The 21,009-nt window shown below is 55.1% G+C and carries 20 protein-coding genes, 1 tRNA gene and 1 riboswitch; of the genes, 6 read left to right on the top strand and 15 right to left on the bottom strand.

What is annotated here, in order from left to right; genetic code table 11:
- Nucleotides 1-9: 9 nt before the first annotated feature.
- The gene (locus tag AC0N03_RS15075; protein ID WP_474289674.1) at nucleotides 10-1,068 is read right to left on the bottom strand and encodes a HoxN/HupN/NixA family nickel/cobalt transporter; all 1,059 of its coding nucleotides are present in this window, start codon (nucleotides 1,066-1,068) and stop codon (nucleotides 10-12) included.
- Between the two features lie 41 nt (nucleotides 1,069-1,109).
- A riboswitch (cobalamin riboswitch) is annotated at nucleotides 1,110-1,299 on the bottom strand.
- A 168-nt stretch (nucleotides 1,300-1,467) separates the two neighbouring features.
- On the opposite strand from AC0N03_RS15075, the gene AC0N03_RS15070 reads away from it, so the two are divergent.
- Together AC0N03_RS15070 and AC0N03_RS15065 are read left to right on the top strand one after the other, a co-directional pair.
- The gene (locus AC0N03_RS15070) at nucleotides 1,468-2,712 is read left to right on the top strand and encodes an NRAMP family divalent metal transporter (RefSeq protein ID WP_474289672.1); all 1,245 of its coding nucleotides are present in this window, start codon (nucleotides 1,468-1,470) and stop codon (nucleotides 2,710-2,712) included.
- 186 nt (nucleotides 2,713-2,898) lie between these two features.
- Complete coding sequence (locus AC0N03_RS15065) at nucleotides 2,899-4,335, top strand: NCS1 family nucleobase:cation symporter-1 (protein WP_474289670.1); 1,437 nt, start codon at nucleotides 2,899-2,901, stop codon at nucleotides 4,333-4,335.
- Nucleotides 4,336-5,317: 982 nt separating this feature from the next.
- On the opposite strand, the gene AC0N03_RS15060 is transcribed toward AC0N03_RS15065, so the two are convergent.
- From AC0N03_RS15060 to AC0N03_RS15020, 9 genes are all read right to left on the bottom strand, one after another.
- Entirely contained in the window at nucleotides 5,318-7,069 is a 1,752-nt protein-coding gene (locus tag AC0N03_RS15060; protein WP_474289668.1) for an arylsulfatase, read from the bottom strand.
- Nucleotides 7,070-7,452: 383 nt separating this feature from the next.
- On the bottom strand, nucleotides 7,453-7,653 hold the full coding sequence (locus tag AC0N03_RS15055; protein WP_474289667.1) for a hypothetical protein: 201 nt from the start codon (nucleotides 7,651-7,653) through the stop codon (nucleotides 7,453-7,455).
- Complete coding sequence (locus AC0N03_RS15050; protein WP_474289665.1) at nucleotides 7,653-8,519, bottom strand: amidohydrolase family protein; 867 nt, start codon at nucleotides 8,517-8,519, stop codon at nucleotides 7,653-7,655. Before AC0N03_RS15050 ends, AC0N03_RS15055 begins: the two co-directional genes overlap by 1 nt.
- A gap of 17 nt (nucleotides 8,520-8,536) precedes the next feature.
- The gene (locus tag AC0N03_RS15045; RefSeq protein WP_474289663.1) at nucleotides 8,537-8,866 is read right to left on the bottom strand and encodes an L-rhamnose mutarotase; all 330 of its coding nucleotides are present in this window, start codon (nucleotides 8,864-8,866) and stop codon (nucleotides 8,537-8,539) included.
- A gap of 7 nt (nucleotides 8,867-8,873) precedes the next feature.
- Nucleotides 8,874-9,623, bottom strand: a complete 750-nt coding sequence (locus AC0N03_RS15040; protein ID WP_474289661.1) for an SDR family NAD(P)-dependent oxidoreductase — start codon at nucleotides 9,621-9,623, stop codon at nucleotides 8,874-8,876.
- A gap of 73 nt (nucleotides 9,624-9,696) precedes the next feature.
- Entirely contained in the window at nucleotides 9,697-10,698 is a 1,002-nt protein-coding gene (locus AC0N03_RS15035; RefSeq protein ID WP_474289659.1) for a substrate-binding domain-containing protein, read from the bottom strand.
- A 4-nt stretch (nucleotides 10,699-10,702) separates the two neighbouring features.
- Nucleotides 10,703-11,734 (bottom strand): ABC transporter permease, encoded by a 1,032-nt coding sequence (locus AC0N03_RS15030; protein WP_474289657.1) that lies wholly within the window; start codon nucleotides 11,732-11,734, stop codon nucleotides 10,703-10,705.
- Nucleotides 11,735-11,743: 9 nt separating this feature from the next.
- Nucleotides 11,744-13,237 (bottom strand): sugar ABC transporter ATP-binding protein, encoded by a 1,494-nt coding sequence (locus AC0N03_RS15025; RefSeq protein WP_474289655.1) that lies wholly within the window; start codon nucleotides 13,235-13,237, stop codon nucleotides 11,744-11,746.
- Nucleotides 13,234-14,256, bottom strand: a complete 1,023-nt coding sequence (locus tag AC0N03_RS15020; RefSeq protein WP_474289654.1) for an ABC transporter permease — start codon at nucleotides 14,254-14,256, stop codon at nucleotides 13,234-13,236. The genes AC0N03_RS15025 and AC0N03_RS15020 overlap by 4 nt, the downstream gene beginning before the upstream one ends.
- Nucleotides 14,257-14,440: 184 nt before the next feature.
- On the opposite strand from AC0N03_RS15020, the gene AC0N03_RS15015 reads away from it, so the two are divergent.
- Entirely contained in the window at nucleotides 14,441-15,244 is an 804-nt protein-coding gene (locus AC0N03_RS15015) for a GntR family transcriptional regulator (protein ID WP_474289652.1), read from the top strand.
- 214 nt (nucleotides 15,245-15,458) lie between these two features.
- Here AC0N03_RS15015 and AC0N03_RS15010 read toward each other — a convergent pair whose 3' ends face one another.
- The 4 genes from AC0N03_RS15010 to AC0N03_RS14995 all read right to left on the bottom strand — a co-directional run bounded on the left by AC0N03_RS15010 (nucleotide 15,459) and on the right by AC0N03_RS14995 (nucleotide 18,398).
- The gene (locus AC0N03_RS15010; RefSeq protein ID WP_474289651.1) at nucleotides 15,459-16,181 is read right to left on the bottom strand and encodes an amino acid ABC transporter ATP-binding protein; all 723 of its coding nucleotides are present in this window, start codon (nucleotides 16,179-16,181) and stop codon (nucleotides 15,459-15,461) included.
- Between the two features lie 9 nt (nucleotides 16,182-16,190).
- Entirely contained in the window at nucleotides 16,191-16,844 is a 654-nt protein-coding gene (locus AC0N03_RS15005) for an amino acid ABC transporter permease (RefSeq protein WP_474289649.1), read from the bottom strand.
- Nucleotides 16,845-16,856: 12 nt separating this feature from the next.
- Nucleotides 16,857-17,471, bottom strand: a complete 615-nt coding sequence (locus tag AC0N03_RS15000; protein WP_474289743.1) for an amino acid ABC transporter permease — start codon at nucleotides 17,469-17,471, stop codon at nucleotides 16,857-16,859.
- A 111-nt stretch (nucleotides 17,472-17,582) separates the two neighbouring features.
- Nucleotides 17,583-18,398 carry an ABC transporter substrate-binding protein gene (locus tag AC0N03_RS14995; protein ID WP_474289647.1) on the bottom strand — a complete coding sequence of 272 codons (816 nt, stop codon included), beginning with the start codon at nucleotides 18,396-18,398 and terminating at the stop codon, nucleotides 17,583-17,585.
- 356 nt (nucleotides 18,399-18,754) lie between these two features.
- Between AC0N03_RS14995 and AC0N03_RS14990 the strand changes: the two genes are divergently transcribed.
- The 3 genes from AC0N03_RS14990 to AC0N03_RS14980 all read left to right on the top strand — a co-directional run bounded on the left by AC0N03_RS14990 (nucleotide 18,755) and on the right by AC0N03_RS14980 (nucleotide 20,924).
- The gene (locus AC0N03_RS14990) at nucleotides 18,755-19,441 is read left to right on the top strand and encodes a GntR family transcriptional regulator (protein WP_474289645.1); all 687 of its coding nucleotides are present in this window, start codon (nucleotides 18,755-18,757) and stop codon (nucleotides 19,439-19,441) included.
- Entirely contained in the window at nucleotides 19,438-20,544 is a 1,107-nt protein-coding gene (locus tag AC0N03_RS14985; RefSeq protein ID WP_474289644.1) for a cis-3-hydroxy-L-proline dehydratase, read from the top strand. The genes AC0N03_RS14990 and AC0N03_RS14985 overlap by 4 nt, the downstream gene beginning before the upstream one ends.
- A gap of 128 nt (nucleotides 20,545-20,672) precedes the next feature.
- Entirely contained in the window at nucleotides 20,673-20,924 is a 252-nt protein-coding gene (locus AC0N03_RS14980) for a hypothetical protein (RefSeq protein ID WP_474289642.1), read from the top strand.
- On the opposite strand, the gene AC0N03_RS14975 is transcribed toward AC0N03_RS14980, so the two are convergent.
- Nucleotides 20,903-20,979: transfer RNA gene (locus AC0N03_RS14975), tRNA-Met, on the bottom strand. The genes AC0N03_RS14980 and AC0N03_RS14975 overlap by 22 nt on opposite strands.
- Between the last annotated feature and the right edge of the window lie 30 nt (nucleotides 20,980-21,009).

Raw genomic sequence — 21,009 nt, 5'->3', positions numbered from 1 at the left:
AACCGCAGTTCAGGCAATCCTGCCGTCAAGCTCGTCATAACGCTTGAGGCGATAAATCATCATGGAGACCGCCCAGCTCAGAATGAATACGCCGATGATCATATAGCCCAGCGTATTGAAATTATCGTTCAGCGCGCCGATCATGTCCCAGAACTGGCCTTTGAGTTCCAGCCGTTCCGCAATCAGGTTCAACGCCTCGATCCCGCCGATCAGCATCGCGACGAGCACCGAAACTGCAGTGATTGTCATGTTGTAATAAAGCTTGCGCACCGGCTTGTTGAAGGCCCAGCCATAGGCGCCGATCATCAGCACGCCGTCGGTTGTATCGAGCAGCGACATGCCGGCCGTGAACAAAGCCGGAAAGACCATTATCGCCCAGATGGACAGGCCATCGGCCGCCTGCGAGGCAGACATGCCGAACAGCGCCACCTCGGTGGCCGTGTCAAAACCAAGCCCGAACAAAAAACCCACCGGAAACATCTGCCAGCTCGACTTCACAAGCCCGAATACAGGCCGGAAAATCCGGGCCAGAAAACCGCGATTGTTCAGCAGGATGTCAAGATCGTCCTCGACGAAGTCCTCGCCGCGTTTAACGGCCTGAAACGTACGGTAAACCGACAGAAATACCACGACATTAACCAAAGCCAGCGCAAACAGAAACAAGGCCGACGCGCTGGTGCTGATCACGGAGCCCACCGACTTCATCGACGAAAATTCACTGGAAATGCGGGATGCGGCAAAGGCCACGGCGATCGACATCAGCACAACAACGGCTGAATGGCCGAGCGAGAAGAAAAAGCCCGCCCCCAGAGGCCGCTTTCCAGCCTGCATCAGCTTGCGCGTGACATTGTCAATGGCAGCGATGTGATCTGCATCGACAGCATGACGCAGGCCAAGCGTATAGGCCAGCAGGGCCGATCCCAGCAAGAGCGGGTGGCCGCGCAACGCCAGGAAGGCCCATATCCAGACAAAAATATTGGCGCCGATAAGCCCGGCATAAACCCAGACAAGATCACGGAACAATCCCGTTCCGCTTTGATCCCGCAAGCGGGCAATGAAACCACCCATGACACCCTCGCATGGCAAGATTACGATCCAGCGCGGGCGTCAGCGCCCTGCTGCCGATGGCAGGTCTCCTGGCTCATGGATCAGCGCCTTGGCGTCCTTCCCGGCTGAAACAGCCAGTGGATCTGTTGCCGCGGCTCCCCATTCACAGTTGCGGGGGCAGCGCAGGTTTCGGAAATTCCTCACCTGCTTCCCTGTTAGGCCCGTTAAGGCACCATCGGGCCGACAATGGGTGAGCAGCACCGGGCTGTCAATTGCAATATTCAGGCAGCGTCACGCACATGCCGCACGCGCGCGGCAGTATCCATGCAAATTATAACAATTCCAGACAGGAAAATAACATTTTGCCGCGGAGATTTCCTGGTTTAAGCCCAAGTGGAATATTTCAATTTGCAGGATGGCATGATTTCTCTCTCTTCCCGCGCCGCCCGGCTCACCGGCTGGCAGCGTTTTGCTCTGGTTGCCGGCCCGGGCCTCGTCGTCATGCTGGCCGACACCGACGCCGGCAGCATCATCACGGCGGCGCAGAGCGGCGCGCAATGGGGCTACAAACTGCTTGGCCTGCAATTCATTCTGATACCGATCCTCTATATTATTCAGGAACTCACGGTGCGTCTCGGCCTTGTCACCGGCAAGGGCCATGCGGATCTCATCCGCCAGCACTTCGGCCCGTTCTGGGCGTGGTTTTCGGTGGGAACACTGGTTTTGTCCTGCATTGGCGCGCTGCTGAGTGAATTATCCGGCCTCTCGGGCGTCGGCACGCTGCTGAATGTGCCGGCACCCATAACGATGACTCTCGTCGTCGGCGCATTGCTGATCATGATCTACACCCACCATTACATGACGGTGGAGCGCATCGCCATCGGCATCGGCGCCTTCGAGCTGGTGTTTCTGTTCGTGGCCTGGCTGGCACAGCCCAATCTTGGAGAAATGGCGCAGGACGCGGTAAGCATTCCCTTTGCCAACGGCAAATATCTCTATCTGGTTTCGGCCAACATCGGCGCCGTGATCATGCCCTGGATGATCTTTTTTCAGCAATCGTCGCTCGTAGAAAAGAAACTGACCGTATCGGATCTGCGTGCCGCGCGCCTCGATACAATCTTTGGCGCAGTGGTCACGCAGCTGATCATGGCGGCCGTGCTGCTCGCCACGGCTGCAACGCTCGGCAAGAATGGCGGCGATCAGGCGCTGGATACGGTCGGCCAGATCAGCGATGCGCTGACGCCCTATCTCGGCCAGTTCGGCGGCAAGATGCTGTTCGGCCTCGGCATGACCGGAGCGGCGATGGTCGCGACCATTGTCGTCACGCTGACAGCCGCCCGCACGCTCGGCGAGGTCATGGGCGTGCGCCATACGCTTGAACATGAACCGCGCGAAGCGCCCTGGTTTTACGGCATCTACACGGCAACGCTCATTGCCGGAGCGCTGATCGTGCTCTCCGGCGTCAATCTGGTGACTTTGAGCGTTGGCGTCCAGGTTATGAATGCTCTGCTGCTGCCTGTTGTGCTGGGCTTTCTGTATCTGCTGGCCCGCCGTCTGCCGGAGCCTTACCGCCTTCGCGGCCCCTATGCCATCATTGCCGGCGGCATCATTGCCGCAACCACCCTTCTCGGAGTCTATTCGGGCCTGGCCGGCCTTCTCTCCTGAACTCCGCACACCCGGACAGGGAAATATCAATTTTTCACGAAATATCCTTTCGCGGATAACAGAGAAAAACGCCGATATTTCCCGCAAAAGCACGCGGCATCTCGCTTTACCAAAGGCCAAACGGGTGCTCTATTGGCCGCAGCGCTCCGACTTTAGACTAATAAAGCGCATTGTGGGGAGAACGCCATGGATTTGAGTAAAGTATCTTCATCCCTCTATAATGAGGATCTGGCCCCGGCCGAAGAGCGGAACTGGGGGCCATTCAGCATTTTCAACGTCTGGACCTCCGACGTTCACAGCCTCTGGGGCTATTATCTGGCCGCAAGCCTTTTCCTGCTCTGCGGCAGCTTCATCAATTTCATCATTGCCATAGGTCTTGGCTCGCTTGTCATCTATTTCCTGATGACTCTGGTCGGCAATGCGGGTGTGCGCACCGGCGTACCTTATCCGGTGCTGGCGCGCGCCTCCTTCGGCATCTGGGGCGCAAATATTCCGGCGCTCGTGCGCGCCGTCGTCGCCTGTTTCTGGTATGGCGCGCAGACCAGCGCGGCATCGGGCGCCATCGTCGCCCTGCTCATCCGCTCGGACGGCTTGCGCAACTTTCATGAAACAACGCATGTTCTCGGCCATTCCGGGCTGGAAGTGATCTGTTTCGTCGTGGTCTGGGCAGCCCAGCTTCTGATCATCCAGCGCGGCATGGAAACCGTGCGCAAGTTTCAGGACTGGGCCGGCCCTGCCGTCTGGTTCATGATGCTGGTGCTGGCCATCGGGCTTGTGGTCAAGGCCGGCGGGTTGTCCTTCTCTCATGCCATCCCCGCTGATGTGCTGATTGAAAAGACCAAGGATGCCGGTGTGCCGGGTGTGCCGGGCTCTTTCGCATCGCTGGCTGCGGTCGCTGCAACCTGGATTACTTATTTCGCGGCGCTCTATCTCAATTTCTGCGACTTTTCGCGCTATGCGCCAGATGAAAAAGCGGTCCGAACCGGCAATATCTGGGGCCTGCCTGTCAATCTGATCCTGTTCTCGCTGGTGGCGGGCGTCACCACGATCGCAGCCTTTCAGGTCTATGGCGAGGTGCTGCTGCACCCTGACCAGATCTCGGCCAAATTCGACAGCTGGTTCCTGGCTCTGCTGGCCGCCATCACCTTTGCCGTTGCTACGCTCGGCATCAATGTCGTAGCGAATTTTGTCTCGCCTGCGTTCGATTTCGCCAATGTTTTTCCAAAATACATCACGTTCAAACGCGGCGGCTATATTGCAGCGCTGATCGCACTCATCCTTTATCCGGCAGCGCCGTGGGAGGGGAATGCAGCCTCGTTCGTCGGCCTGATCGGCGCGACGATGGGGCCGATCTTTGGCGTGATGATGGTTGATTATTACCTTATCGCCAAGGGCCGGGTGAATGTGCCAGCGCTCTATCAGGAAAACGGCGAATACCGCTACAGCGACGGCTGGAACTGGAACGCGATCATAGCGGCCGCCATAGGCGCTCTGTTCTCCAGCATCCTGCCGAATTTCACGCATCTCCTGCCCGATTGGTGGGGGGTATACGGTTGGTTCTTCGGCGTCGGTATCGCCGGGATCATCTATTTTGTCCTGCGCTCAATGGGTGCCGGAAAATAGCTACACGCAATATCACGACATGCGCCGGGCGAAGCTGGCGCATGTCCGCGTGCCGGTTCAATCTGACCGTGCCTTCGATCATCCTCTGATCCAGCGCATGAATCGAGCGCTGGAAAGCGACTTATGGGCGGCAGAAGAATCGGGTTCTGGTACGGGGGCAAGATCGCGGCGCATCCAGCCATTTGCATCAGGACTATTCGGCCGTGTTGCGCACCTCGCATACGCACAGGGTGCGCAAGCAGTTGCAGGGCGTAGTTGGAACGCTATGTTTTTTGGTGTGAGTTACGTCAATACTGGCAGATGGCGTTGAGAGCTACCGGGCGCAATCTTTCGGCCTATGCGCCTGGCGCGGTGAGCTTTGAGCGGACAGCGCAGCTTGCAGCAGGCAAACGGGCGGCTTCATACAAAAAACGCCGCACCAGCAAAGGCGCAGCGTTTTAAAACTTGGTTGCGGGGGCAGGCAACCAATTCAAATTGCTCCTCTCCACCGCCGTTTTGTCAATTTAATAAAGCATAAAGTTCAGCTGCGTTTACAACGAAGAACCGGCATGATCGGCTCACGGCCTCGGAGGCAATTAATTTTTCATGTGTGAAAGGCGGTACCAGTGGGACATTTCTGATCAACTCTGATTGCGTGATTGGAGGATGGATCGACAGATAGAAGACCCACACGGATCGATCCTTATGAGAATGCCGGCTGAGCTATAAGCTCAGATGCGCCTGATCCTCCAATCGATGAGGCAGCCTTCAGTTCCAAATTATCTGACGTCGGACATGCCTTGCTTATGGCTTTTCCCATTCAAGTGCATTGGCCGGATCCGCAGTGGCGTAGAGGCGCGCTTTTTTGGTTGGCTACCCCACGTGAGCCAGTCAGCCAGCTATTTTAACGGACCATCTGCCGCGAACTGGTAATATGATTTAGCAGGTCGAGTGCAACGGCATACGCTAGACGTATGCCGCCACACTTTTGAATTGGGCGCGATCATTCATCCCAGATGATATCGGGATCAGTTTGCTTTTTGAAGGGCCCATCGCCCGTAAGCATCACGCCATTTTTCTTGGCATATCGCTTCCACAGACCGATCATAACCTTCAGTCGTGCAGGCTCCTTCTGGGCAAGATCATGCAACTCGGACGGGTCCTTTTTAACGTTGAACAGCTGCCACTTGCCTGAGCCGCCTGCTCCCTTCAGCAAATTGATCACCTTCCAATCGCCTTGACGGACTGCGCGATTACCGAAAAGCTCCCACGCAACCCAGTCTTGCTGGGTGCGCACACTTGTCACTTTTCCGGCAAGAAGCGGCACCATCGATTTGCCTTCAATCGGCGCCAGTTTGCTGCCAGCTGTTGCGGATGGATGTGATACGCCGGCCTCTTCCAGCAAGGTTGGCACCACGTCAGTCACGTGGAGCAGCGCGCCGCTCGTGTCACCGCTGTGTTGCACGCCGGGACCTGCAACGATCATGGGAACCCGAATTCCACCCTCAGTCAAATAGGCTTTGAAGAAACTGAACGGTGTTGATCCGACCTGTGCCCAGGCTGGTCCGTAGTCGCATATTGCCAGCTTTCGACCGCAATTCTCTGGCTTCGTATCCCAGTTCGCGAGGAGCCAAGCCTTCATCTTCGGGTCAATTTTTTCAGCCAGATCGAGCAAGGCAGTGGGTTCTGGGCCATTGTCAGACATGAACACAATAAGGGTATTGTCGAGTTGGCCGATGGATTTGAGATGATCGATCACGCGGCCGATGTGATAGTCCATGTTCGACAGCATCGCCGCATAGATTTCCATCTGCAACGCAGACTTCTTCTGTTCTTCCTTCGACAGCGTGGCCCATGCCGGAATGCTCGGCAGACGCGGGAAGGGCACAACGTCCTTGCCGATAAGCCCCATCTCCTTCATTTTCTTGACGCGGTTAGCACGTACAGCATCATAACCGATGTCGTATTGGCCGTGATATTTATCACGCCAGTCGTCCGGCACAGCGAAGGGGCTGTGCACGGCCTGGAAGGAGAGGTAGGCGAAGAATGGCTTGCCGTCATCCTTCTGCTCGTCCACCGACTTCATGATGAAATCGCTGAATGCAGCAGCCGAAAAGTGATCGTCAGGCAGTTTATCGAGCGGCTTGCCATTGAGGGTGAACAGCAATTTCGGGTGCGCGGGATTGGGATAGCCCATGTCAGACCAGTTGCTGCCACCACCTTGCATCAGCGTAAAATCACGCTCGAACCCCTTGGCCGCAGGCCACTGTTCAGGCTTCTCGCCGAGATGCCATTTGCCGGCCATATAAGTGTGATAGCCAGAATCGTGCAGCAAAGTAGCGATGGTTACAACGCGATCATTGAGGTAACCTTCATAACCTGGTTGACCTTTCTGCTTTGGCCCGAGCATTTCAGCCATGTTGCCAAGCCCGGCGACGTGATTGTCGGCCCCGGTCAAAAGCATCGAACGCGTCGGTGAACAGGTGGGGGTGGCGTAAAAGTCCGTCAATCTCAGCCCGCGCTGCGCCAGTGCGTCAAGGTTGGGTGTCTTGATCTCGCCGCCAAAACTGGTGATGTCCGAATAGCCCATGTCGTCGGCAACAATCAAAAGGATGTTGGGTTTTGGGCCGGCGTGGGCTTGCTGAATTGTCAGGAATTGCAGCGATGCGAGGATTGAACTGAACATCAAAAACTTGATGGTTCCCGCCATATGCTTCGCGGAAGAAGCCCAAACTTTGAAAAATCTTTCAATCATCGTCTAGCCCTTCAATTTACCTGAGATTGAAGCATTGCAGCTTCCGTGGCCGACTGTGCTCTCCAAGCAATTAATAGTAAGACGGCATGCAGTGCGTTGTCTATACGCCAATTTGGACAGCACAAAATTTGCTAACGCTCTCGATTTTAACATTGCAACTGTTAACCATGCGCTCCGGCCTGAGGCTATTAATTTTCGCTTCAGATTGACCGATTTATTCGCTCAGCGCTGATCCGTTTTGACTTAATTAAATCACTGAAATTTATCAAAAAATTTCTACATAAAGCGGATCACCACTAAATGGAAAAACGGGTCACTCTGAGAAGAAAATCAACAGGCTCATGAAATCCAGAGGTTCATGTAGGCGGCACTCGACACTCGGCTTAGTTCTGAGTGAAAATCAACACCCAGCCGCTCTCGCCGCGCGCCAGACACGTATCCACAAACGCTGCCTGATGCGCGCGATGAAACGCACCAATGCCGAGATGGACAATGCCGGGCACGATCGCGTTGCGGTCATAGCCCGGAACTGCGACGGCCGGAGGCAGTGTGTTAAGCGTCGCTCCGGTCAACCTCTGCCTCATCACAGCCGCCCCCGGTCGAGACGATAGGCCGCGACTGCGGACGCGGCCAAAATGTGCAGCTGCTCAATTTCCGACCGCGATCTGATCGCCGTTCGTAACAGATCGACCGTTGAATCGTATGATGCGGCGAGCAGGCACACGGGCCAGTCAGAGCCAAACAGGCAACGGTCAGCTCCAAATATGTCGATCGCAGCATCAATATAAGGCGTCATCTGCGCGGGCCGCCAATTGCCCCAATCCGCTTCCGTCACCATGCCAGAAAGTTTGCACCAGACGTGACGCCGGAGCTGGCGAAACGGCTCCATCGCCTTTCGCCAGGGCTCGAACCGACCAGCGGCAATCTCCGGCTTGGCCAGATGATCGATGACGAACCGCATGTGCGGGAAGTCCTCGACGGTTTTCAGTGCTGCCTTTATTTCACGGGGACGGATGAGCAGATCATAGACAAGTCCCCTTGCGCCGACTTCGGCCAACCCGGCGCGAACATCGGGGCGAAGCAACCATTCAGCATCGGCTTCGTCATGAACCTGATGACGGACGCCGACCAGCCACTTTCCTTCGGGGCTTGCCAGTAGCGCGTCAAGGCATGCGCCGACATTGAACGAGGTCAGGTCCACCCAGCCGACCACGCCAGCGACGAAATCAGTCCGGTCGGCGATTTTGAGAAACTCCGCCGTCTCCTCGACGCTCGACCATGTTTGCACGAGGATGGTTCTGGAAACGCCTGCGCGCTGCAGTTCAGGGCGCAGATGCTCTGGAGTAAAAATTCTCCGGATCGGCGCATGCGCGTCTGTCATCCAGGAGTAATCACCATGATCGGGGTTCCAAACATGGTGATGCGCGTCGATAATCAATTGAGAAGTCACTGTTTATCCTGATCCGGCTAATCGAGATGAAAGACGTCGTCCATGAACGCCCACCATTCTCCGTCGCGGCGCGTCTCAAATGGCTTCTGGCATGGCTCCGTCAATTGCCACCATTGCCGGGTCAACTCGTCGGCGGCTATGCGCCGGGCGGCCCCGGCATAATCGTCGCCATGATATTCGAACGTACCAAACAGCAGATTTTCGGGCTCTTTCAGAAAAATCGTAAAATTGCGGATGCCATTGTCGGTCAGCGTTTTCAGCACGCCCGGCCACACAGCCTCATGCAACTTTTTGTAAAGGTCGACCTTGTCAGAATGCAGGCTGATCACCATGCCATAACGTTTCATGATTGCCTCAATCGAAATGCAGCCCGCCATTCATGTCGATAACCTCGCCTGTGATGAAGCCGGCTAACGGAGAAGCCAGAAAATCAACCGCATGGGCCACTTCTTCCGGCTGGCAAAAGCGCTGCACCGGAATCTGGGAAAGCTGGTGCCGTCTTTGCTCTTCCGACAATTGGTCGGATATCATCGGCGACATCACATAGGCAGGCGCTATCGCATTCGCAGTCACGCCTTCGCCCGCGGCCTCCCGGGCGATTGAAAAAGTGAGCCCGATCAACGCGCTTTTCGACACAGAATAAGCCGTCCCTGCGGTAAGCCCGCCCGATTTGGCCGCATAGGACGATACGTTGATGATACGGCCCCATTTCGCGGCACGCATCGCCGGCAGAAAAGCCTGAGAGAGAACAAAGGCCGCCTCGACGTTGACGGCATGCACTTTGCGCCATTCATCGAGCGTGGTGGCATTCATCTTGTTATTCGACAAAATGCCAGCATTATTGACCAGGATGTCGACACGCCCGAAGCGCCCGCCGATCTCGTCCGCAGCCCGCTTCACTTCGTCGTGGTCGGACAAATCGAGCCGCACGCAGGTCAGACGGCTGTCGGATTTGAGTTCGGCCGGCGCGTCGGCCTTGTCCATCAGGATGACATGCAAGCCCTGCGACATCAGACTTCTTACAATGGCCATCCCGATCGCGCCAAGAGCGCCCGTGACAACGGCAACCTTCCCGGCGAGATCGACATTGTGTACGGCGATCATGGCATAGGTCTTTCTTGATTGAAATTCAGGGAAAGCCGCCGGACAAGCCGGCGGCCTGATCTTCTCAGAGCGCTCAAATCTTGGGAGGATTCTGGAAGGCTTTGATCGAAGCGTCACCCTTGGTGAGAATTTTGACGCCCGTATCGATCGGCGATGTCGGCACCTGGCCGAAGCCCGGATTCGTCAGACTGTCAAACTGGGTCTTGTGGGCGGCCGACCACAATTGCCAGAAAGCCTGAACACCCATCATGTAAGGATTCTGTGCAACAGTTCCGAAATATTCGCCGCCCTGCACGCCCTGAAGGATCGGCGCGTCGATGGCCCAGGCCAGCACGTTGACCTTGTCGTCTCCCTTGTCTCGCCCAACATTGCGCGTTGCCGCAAGTGCTCCGGTGCCTGGATTGCCATGCGCGCACAGGATAACATTGATTTCAGGATGTGATTGCAGCATTGCCGTATTGACCGGCTCGGCCTTCTGGAGATCCCCTTCGTCATTTACGGTTGCGACAATCTTCGCGCCGGGAGCGACAGAGGCAAGACCGGCCTTAAAGCCGTCCACGCGGTGAATGATCGAATCAAGACCCGGTATCATCGAAATGCCAATCCTGGCCTTGTCTCCGATCTTTTCGCCAATCGCCTTGCCCGCGGCAAAGCCGGCATTGTAATTGTCGGTTCCGACAAACAGCATCCGTTTCGATTTCGGCGAATCGGAATCGAAAGTCAGAACCGGAATCCCGGCTTTCATGCTTCCGTCGATCGAGGCGACCATGGTGTCGGCATCACCCGCCGTCACCGCAATGCCCTTCACTTTCTTGGCGACGAGCTGATCGATGGCGCGAGCCTCCGCGGAAGCATCCCAGTCGGCCGGCCCCTGAAGCTCGGTTGTGGCCCCCACAGTTTTGGCGGCGTCCTGGAACCCGGCATAGGCCCAGTTGAAGAATTCAGATCCCTTGAGGAACACCACCATGCCGTAATGTTCCTTGGAGTCTTCCGCCCTCGCCCCCGAGACGCCGGCCGCTGTCGCCAGCGAGGCGGACATTACCGCTGCAGTTAATATTTTTTTCAATAAATTCATTGCCTTACTCCCTTATTTTATAATGTTTTAGTTCAATATTGTCCATCTTGCTTTGCTTGAGCGCGAGCATTGCGCGCGCGTTGCGCAGCGAGATGAACCTGCTCAGGAGAACCGCCACCAGGAGCATCAGGCCATTGGCCACGTCGTACCAGAACGGATTGACCGCAGAGGTGACGAACGCATTGTGAATGACCGCCAGAAAGATGACCCCGAGCACGGTTCCCCCAATTGTCCCGCTGCCGCCATTGATATTGGCTCCGCCTATTGCGACGGCAGCGATGGCCTTGAGTTCGGCCAGATTCCCATGTCCCCAATGAGCCGCGCCATATTTGGCCGCGGCCATGATGCCGGCGCAGCCCGCGAGGAATGAGGACAGCATGTAGATGACGATTTTGACTTTCGCGACGTCGACGCCCGAAAGCGCCGCGGCCCGTTCACCGCCACCGATGAAATATAACTGACGAAAGAAACGGTGATGCGCGAGGAGGTAGCCAAGGACCAGAGCGGCACATACGAAGAAAATGATGGGTACGTTGACGCCCAGCACCCTGCCCTGACCGAGAAACAGATATTCACCTGAAAAACCCGAGATCGATCTGCCATTGGTGATGGCAAGATTGAACCCGCGCAGCGTCAATAGCGTGCCCATCGTAATGATCAGCGGATGCACGCGGAACAGAACGGTCAGCACCCCGTTGGCGGCCCCGATCACGCAGCAGGCAGCCAGAGTTAACAGGATGGATGGGATTATCGGCAGCCCCGCGCTGATCATCAGTTTAGCGGCAATAATTTCCGCAAAAGCAAAGACAGAGGCAACCGAAAGATCAATTCCGCCCATCAGGATAACGAAGGTCATACCGAGCGCCATGATGCCCTCGAACACCAAGTTCATGGCCATGACCTCGATATTGGCGGATGTCAGGATGTTGCCAAACCCGATCTGCACGCCGAACAGCACTGCCGCCGTCACCAGCGTCAGTCCGACATACTGGATGAACGCGATATTACGGACAGCGTTGCGTACCATTAAGTTCATCGAATCCTCTCAGCCTATGACTGCGTGCTTCATCACCATTTCTTGAGTGACGTCGCCTTTACGATTATCGATTTCGGCTGATATGCCGCCGTTGCGGAAAACGAGAATCCGGTCGCTCATGCCGATGACCTCGGGCATTTCGGATGAAATGACGATTACGCCCAAACCGGATTCGGCCAGTTCCCTGATGCGCGCATGAATGAGCGATTTCGCGCCAACGTCGACGCCCCGGGTTGGTTCGTCAATGATAAGAAGTTCGGGGCTGGCGTCGAGCGCCTTCGCCAACAGAACTTTTTGCTGGTTGCCACCCGAAAGGGTGACGACAGGCACGGTATCGTCCGTCGGCCGGATGTCGAGGCGCGTAATGTATTCCTTCGCGCGCTGACGCAGCGCCGACAAACTGAAAAAGCTGCCCGCGGCCGAATATTGGTCGATCGTCGCGGCTCCGACGTTTCTTGCTATATCGAATGAAAGAAACAGCCCGCTTCCCTTGCGGTCTTCCGAGAGATAAACAATGCCCCGCCGCATGGCCTCACCCGGATCTTTGATCTCTATCTCCTCCCCGCCTAGCCAGAATTGGCCAGATGTGCGGCGGTCGGCGTTGATCAGCGCGCGCATCGACTCGGTGCGTCCGGCACCGACCAGACCTGCGATGCCGACAATCTCGCCGCGCCGGACATCAAAACTGATCGGACGGACTGACCCAAAGCGCGAGAGATGCCGGCAGGAAAACACGATATCGCCGATCCGGCTGGCGCGCGGCGGATAGAGATCCTCAATATGCCGTCCGACCATTCTGCGAATGATTTCGTCCGAGGAAACGGTAGCTATGTCATCGGTCGATATATGCTGTCCGTCCCGCAGGACTGTGATCCGGTCTGCTATCTCGAAAAGTTCCGATAGCTTGTGCGAAATGAAAATGAGACCAATTCCTCTGCTCTTCAGATCGCGCATCACATGGAAGAATTCGATTGTTTCCTTCTCCGAAAGCGACGATGTCGGTTCGTCCATTATGATCAGCTGCGCCTCAAGCGAAATGGCCTTGGCCAGTTCGACAATCTGCTGCATGCCGACGCTAAGCGTGCCAACCAGCGCGCCGGGATCTATATCAATGCCGATACGCTGAAATATTTGCGCCGCATCGCGGTTCATGGCCGCCCAATCGTTAAAACCAAGGCGGTTACGCTTTTCGCGGCGCAGAAAAATATTCTCCGCCACGGTGGCGTTCGGTGCGAGGCTCAATTCCTGATGCATCAGACTGATGCCGGTTTCCATCGCCTCAAGCGGATGAGAAAATTGCACCGGCTTGCCATTGAAACGGATTGAGCCTTCGTCAGCTTGATGAATTCCTGCGATGATGTTGACCAAGGTCGATTTGCCTGCGCCGTTCTCGCCGATCAGCGCGTGAATTTCTCCCGGCCGCACGTCAAAATTGACCGACCGCAGCACTTTGTTGGCGTGAAAGCTTTTCGAAAGATTCTGAATGTGCAGGAGGGAACTCATCGCCGGCTCCTATATGTGCGCGCAGCATCGAAGCCTACGGCAGCGATGAGAACGATGCCGATCGTCGCTTGCTGCCAGTTTGGATCTCCGTTCAGCAGCACAAAGCCGTTGCCGATCAAGGCCAGCATGAGAACGCCCTGCAGCGTGCCGAAAATGCTGCCGACGCCGCCGACCATGCTCGCGCCACCGACAACCGCAGCGGCAAGGGCGCGCAGTTCGGCGCCAATGCCATAATTGGCGTAGCCGATCTTGTTGGCAGAGGTCAGCAGTACGGCGGTCATCCATACGATAAGAGCCGAGATCAGATAAACGACGACCGTCAGGCGCGGCACATTTATGCCCGAAAGGCGCGCCGCCTCGGGATTTTCTCCGACATAGAAAATCTTGATCAGCGGCGTCCAATTGGCGAGCAGCACGCCGCAAACCAGCACAGCCGCCAAAGTGAGGCAAAGCGTCAGCGGCAGGCCATAATGAGCCGAGCCGAAACCAAAGCTGAATTCGAATCGGCCCATCTGGCTGAACCAAGGCGCCGCATTCGGGAAGCTGATATATTGGCCGGTCGTCAGCACGATTGCTATTCCGCGCGCGACCGACATCATGCCCAGCGTGACTAAAAACGGCAGAATGCCGCCCCAAGCTATCAGCAGGCCATTGACAAGACCGCAAGCAAGCGCGGCGCCCAGACCGAAAAGCAGCGCAATCGGCACCGGATATTGATCACGCAGCGCCAGCGCGATGACAACCGACGTCAGTGCCAGCACGGATCCAACGGACAGATCGAGGCCGCGGGCGATAAGGACGACGGTCATCGCCACTGCGATCAGGAGATCGTAGGACATAAGCGACAGCACCGCCTTGAGGTTCGTCCAGGTGGGGAAAGCATCCGGACGCAGCGTCGCGAGAACCATAAAAATTCCAGCGTTGATCAGAACCAGCAGAAATCCGCGAGACCGGAGAATCGCAAGCTTGCGCTGTGCGCCTATTGCACTCCCGACAGCGGATGCGGCTTGCCTGGCCATCAACCCAACCTCCCTGAACATTCTGATGACGATCAATTTGGAGCGTGCCGTCTATTAAAAAACCAATATACTGGTATTTTTAACTTGTCAAATGCCCTTCCGGGAGAAACCTGCCGCTCCTGAAAAATGCAAAATATTGCCTAAAGCGGGAAAATCCGATAAAGCAGGGCAAGAAGGATAGAAGATGCCCCGACCAAAAAAGATTCATACGTCAGAATCAATCAATCTTGAAACCAAAATACCGGTTATTCCACCTGGATTTGTCGAAAAGATTGATCCGTCGCAGCCAAAGTCAAGTCAGGTCTATGACGTGCTGCGGCGCGCCATCATCATGCATGCCCTTCAGCCAGGCAGCATCATAAACGAGCGGATGCTATGCGAACAATTTTCTATTTCGCGGACGCCCCTGCGCGAAGCGTTGCTTCGTCTCAATGCCGAACAGCTTGTGACGGTTATCCCCAACAGCGGAACCTATGTGTCAAAGATTGACCTGCAGACCGTCTTTGACGGGCAACTCATACGCGATGCACTCGAGATGAAGGTAGTGCGTCTGGCTGCGGTTCGGATGACGTCGCTGTTCGAACGCCAGCTTGACTTCAACATGCACCAGCAACGCATTCTTGCAGCCGAAGCTGACTACAACGGATTCTATGAATTGGATGAGGCATTTCACAGCATGATTTGTGAATTCGCCTCGTCATCTCGCGTGTGGAAGGTGATCAATGAAGCCAAGGCGCAATTGGATCGCATTCGCCGTCTTGCATTTCCCGCTCCGCATCACCTCGAAATCGTGCTGGCAGAGCACCAGACAATCGTCGACGGCCTCAAAACGAGGGATCCGGATGCGGCGGCAGCTGGCATGAAGGTACATCTTGACCGGGTATTCTTGACGATACGCCGCCTCATTACGGAAAAGCGCGAGTATTTCGCCGCCGACGCCAGCGACATGCTGGAAAACTACACAAGATCGACCAGCACGAGTTTATGAGCGCGCTTACCGATCCCCTATTGCCCATCCTCGTTCCAAATTCCCGATGGCGCATCCAGCCCGCTAACGTGATTTAAGCCCGAAAACTCCACCATCGGGCGGTCCAGAGAAGGGTCTCGGATCAAAAACCCCGGATAAATCCAGCTCCTGCTGGCCTAAAATTGGGGTACACGTCAAATTCAAGGTGGCAATCCACACATTGATTTCCCCCGGATCAAAGCACTGCCTTCAGGAATGCGGCTGTTTCGGCTTTCTGGGGATGATCGAGAACCTGCTCGGGCAGCCCGATCTCGTGAATTTTTCCCTGATGAAAAAATGCAATCCGGTCCGATACCTCACGCGCAAACCGCATTTCATGGGTGACGATCACCATGGTCATACCTTCCGACGACAGAAGCTGTAACGTATCGAGAACCTCGCCGACCAATTGCGGGTCAAGCGCGGATGTCACCTCGTCAAAGAGCATGTAATCAGGCGACATCGCCAGCGCGCGGGCAATGGCCATGCGCTGCTGCTGACCACCGGAAAGTTTCGAGGGATAGACTTTGAGCTTATCGCCCAATCCCACATGTTGCAGGCGTTCGACAGCGATAGCCTCACTTTCAGCACGCGTCTTTCCCAGAACATGATGCAGTGCCAACATCACATTTTCCAGCACTGTCAGGTGTGGAAAAGCGTTCCATTGCTGGAACACGATCCCGATTTTCTGTCGCAGCTTGTTTATGTTTGTGCTTTTTGCGTGAACTTCGACGCCATCAATAAGAATTTTCCCGCCCTGAATGCTCTCGAGGCCATTTATGCATGTCAAAAGAGTCGACTTGCCGGAGCCCGAGCCACCGATGATCGAAACAACTTCGCCCTTTTCAACAGTCATCGTCACGCCCTTGAGGACTTCAAGCGCTCCGAACGACTTATAGACCTGCTCAACCTGAATCATGGCTCTTTCTCATTCACTTTCATGCCAGCGTTTTTCAAGGCGTTTGCCGAGGCGGGAAATGGGAAAACTCATCAGAAAATAGATCAGCCCCACAATCGAAAGCACAAAAAGCGGTTCCTGAATGCGCGTCACGATGGTTTGCGAGGAGCGAAGCAACTCAATAATCCCGATCCAGAGAACAAGCGACGTGTCCTTCATGACCCCGAGAATGAGGCCGATCCAACTCGGCAATGCGACGCGGATTGCCATGGGAAATACGATAAGCCGCAGATCCTGGAGATAGGTCATGCCAAGAGACCGGGCCGCCCGGCGCGTTGTCGGCGTAACGGAAAGAACGCCGCTCCGTACTATTTCCGTGCAATAGGCGGCGGAATAAGCTGCCAGAACGACACTGCCAACCGTAAATGCCGACCATTTCAGGCCAATGATCGACTTGAACGAATTTGCCAGCACAAACTGTATCAGCAGCGGAATTGACCGGAAGATGTCAAGAAAAGTGCCAATAAGCAGATTGAGCCACCAAGGCGCCGTCGACCTTACTACACCCAGCAGGATGCCGATGATCGTGCCGCCCAGCATCGCCCAGAATGTAAGGGACAGCGTTACGCCGGCGCCCTTCAGCATGAACAGCAGATCATTGAAGGAGAAGGATGTCTGAAACATGCCGCTCCTCCCTCAATACCGAAACGAGCGCCAGGCGATAAGACGCGCTGACAGGGTGAAGAGCTTGGCTATCGCATAGTAAATCACCGCCGCCAGCGAAAACAGCTCGAAGGTCCTGAACGATTTTACATTCAGTTCCTGCGTCACGCCGGTGAGGTCATTGTCGAGCCCGACCACAACGCCCAGAGACGTCATCAGAATGGCCCAGACCATCTGGTTGGTCATCGGATGAAAAACGATGCGAAACATTTGCGGCAGGATGATCAGCCGGAACGTTTTGACTGGCCCCATCCCCAGCGAACGGCCCGCAAGCTTTTGCGTGGCCGGAACAGCGCGCAGTCCCCCGCGAAAAGTCTCGGCCAGATAACCCGCATTGTTGAAGCTTATGCCGGCGAGCAGAGCCGGCAGGGAGTCAAGGTGGATACCCAGCGAACCAAGCCCGAAATAGGCCATGTATATCTGAAAGAGCGCCGGAGTATTTCTCGCAATCTCAACCCAGCTTGTGGACAGAAATCGGAGTAACCTGAATTTTGATCCGCTGGCGACGGCCAGAAAAATCGCGATTACCACGCCAAATATCATCGATAATACGGCGACTTCGACAGTCACCAATGAGCCCCACAACATGGCCGGGAGCGCACGAAAGGCAGGATACCAATGAAAGGTATAGTGCACGGATCATCTCTCCGCCGATAAATGAAGGCTCCCCGTCAAAACGACGGGGAGCAGAAATCCGCATTAACGATAAACGCCCGGCACCATCAGATCAGGCGGGTCACCGGCGGCAATCCACTTGTTATACAGTTCCCTGTAGCGTCCCGTCCGAACCTGCTGGTTGATGAACAGGTTAAGATAATTCAGCAATCCCTGCTCATTCCGGAGCCCTATCAGCGATACATAGTCAATATCGTAAGGAGCCTCGCCCTTTACGACCAGACCTTTGTATTTTGCGTCCTTGACGATGGCGTAAGCCACTGTCGACGTGACAGCCGTTGCGTCAATCTGCCCCTGGCTGATTGCCAGAAACACGTCAGCCTGTGTTTGGTATGATCTGAATAACCCGTTCGGATCATTCCACTTTTTTACGTCCTTCTCAAGAGCGATGGCTTCATAGGTTCCGCTGGTCGAGCCAACTTTGTGCCCCTTCAGACTGTCGTATTTATCGATATTGAGATTGTCGCGGGTCACGATAACAAATTTAAACGCGAAATACGGTATGGTAAAGCCGATTGTCTTTGCGCGCTCAAGAGTGTCTGACGTCGAGGCCACGCCCACATCGGCACGGTCGGAGACAAGCGCCGGTATTCGATCCGGAAACGGCGTTTCCACAAATTCCGGCTTGACGCCGAGAGCCTTGGCCAGGTCGGCACAATAATCCACGTCGAACCCAACCGGCTTATTATTGGCATCCCGTGAGCCCATGGGCGGAAAATCAAGAACGACCGCACATCTCAGTTTTCCTGAGGCGATAATATCGTCGAGCTTATCCGCCTTTGCTGGAACGACAGCCGCAGAAATTAACGCTGCGGTCGCGATGATCACCGAAAATCTCATTGACTGCTCTCCTCTGCGAATAGGGAATTTTTAAAACCCCCAAGCACCCCCGATTGATGCTGGTTTGTATATTTTATACAATTTGCATCCGAGTCAACAGCCAAACAGCAAAAATGAGATCGGTTCCAAAACGCAAGCACGAGATTTTTTAATGACTTAGTGGCGAGCGAGTCCAATTGCGTTCCGGGGAAGGGCGCAGGAATTTCTGCAACATACAACAAAGTTCTGGACGACAATTTTCGTATATTTTATACAATTTATATCGGGGCGCGCTCCGGAGAATGACATCCATGTAAACGGCGGCGTGAACAGGCCTAAAAATTCAACATCGGAAAGCCACTCCGCAACAGGTATTCATGACAAAGCGAATGATACCACCGCAAACCAGAGCAACGGCGGCTGCGAATGAACTCCGGCGAAGAATTCTCGAAGGCGTGTATTCCGGCGGCACGCAACTGAAGCAGGCCGTGCTGGCTGAAGAATTCGGCATCAGCCGGATACCGTTTCGCGAGGCTTTGATCCAGTTGGAAGCTGAAGGCCTCGTGCAGTTGGAGGCGCACAAGGGTGCGATCGTCTCGGAAGTATCTGCCGATGACATTGAGGAGCTTTTCGAACTCAGGTCCTTGATCGAACCCAGACTTCTTGAAAAATCGGCGCCGGATCTGAACGCAGAAGACTTTGCCGAATTAAAAAAAATTCTCACCGAATATAGCGATGAACTGCTGAATTGCCATATCAGCCGATGGGGTGAACTGAATACTGAATTGCACTGCATTTTATATCGTCATGCCAACAGCCCAAAAATGTATTCAATGGCGCAACAATTGCTGAAAAGCACGGACCGCTTCACCCGTATGCAACTTTTCTACACAGACGGGCGGGCAAGAGCCCAGAACGAACATTATGAAATCGTCAGACTGTGCGAGGCCGGCGAGTTCAAAGCGGCCTCGCGTTTATTGCGCCTGCACATCATCAATGCCGGCAATACGCTGGTAAAACTTCTCCGTAAACGCGATAACATCCAAACAACCGGTGCATCATGAAAATAAAATCAATTTCGGTTTACAAGACAGACCTGCCCCTCAAGGAAGGGCGGTATAACTGGTCAAACAATAATTCCATTGCCGTTTTCGATGCCACAGTCGTGGCAGTGGAGACGGATGACGGCATCGTCGGCTACGGAGAATGCACGCCCTTGGGCGCCTCCTATCTTCCCGCCTATGCCGAAGGCGTGCGAACCGGAATCAAGGAGATCGCCAGGCCGCTTCTCGGCATGGATCCGCGCGATCTATCGGTGCTGAACAGGGTCATGGACGAGACTTTGCGCGGACATCCCTATGTTAAATCCGCCATAGATGTCGCGTGCTGGGACATACTGGGGCAAGCCTCCAGCCAACCCATCTGGCGGTTGCTGGGCGGGCAATCCCAGAAAAGCCTGAAACTATACCGGGCAATATCGCAGGAAGAGCCTAGCATCATGGCGAAAAAGATCGCCGGATATAAGGCGGAGGGCTACACCAAATTCCAGTTGAAAGTGGGCGGCAATGCCGATCAGGATATCCGGAGAATTCATGAATGCCGGGAAATTCTGGACGCCAGCGATCTGCTTGTTGCCGATGCAAATACCGGCTGGACAATGCATGAGGCCATGCGCGTGGTTTCTGCCGTCAAGAATCTGGATGTCTATATCGAGCAGCCATGCCCCACCTATGAGGAATGCCTGTCCATCCGCCAGAAAACGGCACTCCCTTTTATTCTCGACGAGAACATCGATAGCCTTCAGGCCTTGCTGCGCGGGCTCCAGGATCGCGCATTCGACGGCATAAACCTCAAAATCTCCAAAATCGGCGGCTTGACCAAGGCTCGCCTCATTCGTGATCTGTGCGTTGCGACGGGCGTTGTCATGACAATTGAGGATACGTGGGGCGGTGACTTTGTCACAGCGGCGATTGCCCATCTGGCACAATCGACGCCTGAGGAGTTTCTGCTGTCCACAACCGACTTCAACAGCTATGGAACGCGCAAAATCGCCGAAGGCGCGCCTGCCCGCGTCAACGGCCTAATGTCTGCGAGCAACAGTCCCGGTCTGGGCTGCACACCCATTTTTACGGAACTCGGCGAGCCAGTTTTTAAAGTCCAAGCCTGATGCGACATAAACGCCTTGGCTCAGCCTGCGGTTTGTGGCTAAATTTGCGGGCGAGCTTTATGGACAAGCGTAGTTTAAGATGATTAAGCGACTTGCTGGCACCTACGCTTTGAGCAATCACGCAGCATATGCTGCCATTACGCATCGGAACAGCCCGCTTCCCGGCTTGTTTGAGCGTGGCAAAAATGCTTTTCCGAATGCTGAGTTTAAAGGCGGAAGCCGCCGAATTTGGGTTTGAGATTCCTGCTGTGCGCGGCGGTCAATGGGTCGAAAGCAGCAACGAACGCGGCAATTTAAAAGGTCAAATATACGCGCAAAAACAAAAAACCGCCAAGTCATTGACTTGGCGGCTTAATTCTGGTTGCGGGGGCAGGATTTGAACCTGCGGCCTTCAGGTTATGAGCCTGACGAGCTACCGGGCTGCTCCACCCCGCGTTAAAAACCACTCTTTGCAGTAGCTCTTCA

The sequence above is a fragment of the Methylocystis sp. sgz306128 genome (genome assembly GCF_056032725.1).
This window is presented reverse-complemented; position numbering and strand designations above follow the sequence as displayed.

Excerpts from the sequence above, each read along its gene's own strand:
- AC0N03_RS15035 (WP_474289659.1), bottom strand. The coding sequence starts at position 10,698 with ATGAATTTATTGAAAAAAATATTAACTGCAGCGGTAATGTCCGCCTCG.
- AC0N03_RS15075 (WP_474289674.1), bottom strand. The coding sequence starts at position 1,068 with ATGGGTGGTTTCATTGCCCGCTTGCGGGATCAAAGCGGAACGGGATTG.
- AC0N03_RS14980 (WP_474289642.1), top strand. The coding sequence starts at position 20,673 with ATGCTGCCATTACGCATCGGAACAGCCCGCTTCCCGGCTTGTTTGAGC.
- AC0N03_RS15025 (WP_474289655.1), bottom strand. The coding sequence starts at position 13,237 with ATGAGTTCCCTCCTGCACATTCAGAATCTTTCGAAAAGCTTTCACGCC.
- AC0N03_RS14985 (WP_474289644.1), top strand. The coding sequence starts at position 19,438 with ATGAAAATAAAATCAATTTCGGTTTACAAGACAGACCTGCCCCTCAAG.
- AC0N03_RS15010 (WP_474289651.1), bottom strand. The coding sequence starts at position 16,181 with ATGATTCAGGTTGAGCAGGTCTATAAGTCGTTCGGAGCGCTTGAAGTC.
- AC0N03_RS15005 (WP_474289649.1), bottom strand. The coding sequence starts at position 16,844 with ATGTTTCAGACATCCTTCTCCTTCAATGATCTGCTGTTCATGCTGAAG.
- AC0N03_RS15000 (WP_474289743.1), bottom strand. The coding sequence starts at position 17,471 with ATGTTGTGGGGCTCATTGGTGACTGTCGAAGTCGCCGTATTATCGATG.
- AC0N03_RS15055 (WP_474289667.1), bottom strand. The coding sequence starts at position 7,653 with ATGAGGCAGAGGTTGACCGGAGCGACGCTTAACACACTGCCTCCGGCC.
- AC0N03_RS15065 (WP_474289670.1), top strand. The coding sequence starts at position 2,899 with ATGGATTTGAGTAAAGTATCTTCATCCCTCTATAATGAGGATCTGGCC.
- AC0N03_RS14995 (WP_474289647.1), bottom strand. The coding sequence starts at position 18,398 with ATGAGATTTTCGGTGATCATCGCGACCGCAGCGTTAATTTCTGCGGCT.
- AC0N03_RS15045 (WP_474289663.1), bottom strand. The coding sequence starts at position 8,866 with ATGAAACGTTATGGCATGGTGATCAGCCTGCATTCTGACAAGGTCGAC.
- AC0N03_RS15040 (WP_474289661.1), bottom strand. The coding sequence starts at position 9,623 with ATGATCGCCGTACACAATGTCGATCTCGCCGGGAAGGTTGCCGTTGTC.
- AC0N03_RS15020 (WP_474289654.1), bottom strand. The coding sequence starts at position 14,256 with ATGGCCAGGCAAGCCGCATCCGCTGTCGGGAGTGCAATAGGCGCACAG.
- AC0N03_RS15015 (WP_474289652.1), top strand. The coding sequence starts at position 14,441 with ATGCCCCGACCAAAAAAGATTCATACGTCAGAATCAATCAATCTTGAA.
- AC0N03_RS15060 (WP_474289668.1), bottom strand. The coding sequence starts at position 7,069 with ATGATTGAAAGATTTTTCAAAGTTTGGGCTTCTTCCGCGAAGCATATG.
- AC0N03_RS15070 (WP_474289672.1), top strand. The coding sequence starts at position 1,468 with ATGATTTCTCTCTCTTCCCGCGCCGCCCGGCTCACCGGCTGGCAGCGT.
- AC0N03_RS14990 (WP_474289645.1), top strand. The coding sequence starts at position 18,755 with ATGACAAAGCGAATGATACCACCGCAAACCAGAGCAACGGCGGCTGCG.
- AC0N03_RS15030 (WP_474289657.1), bottom strand. The coding sequence starts at position 11,734 with ATGAACTTAATGGTACGCAACGCTGTCCGTAATATCGCGTTCATCCAG.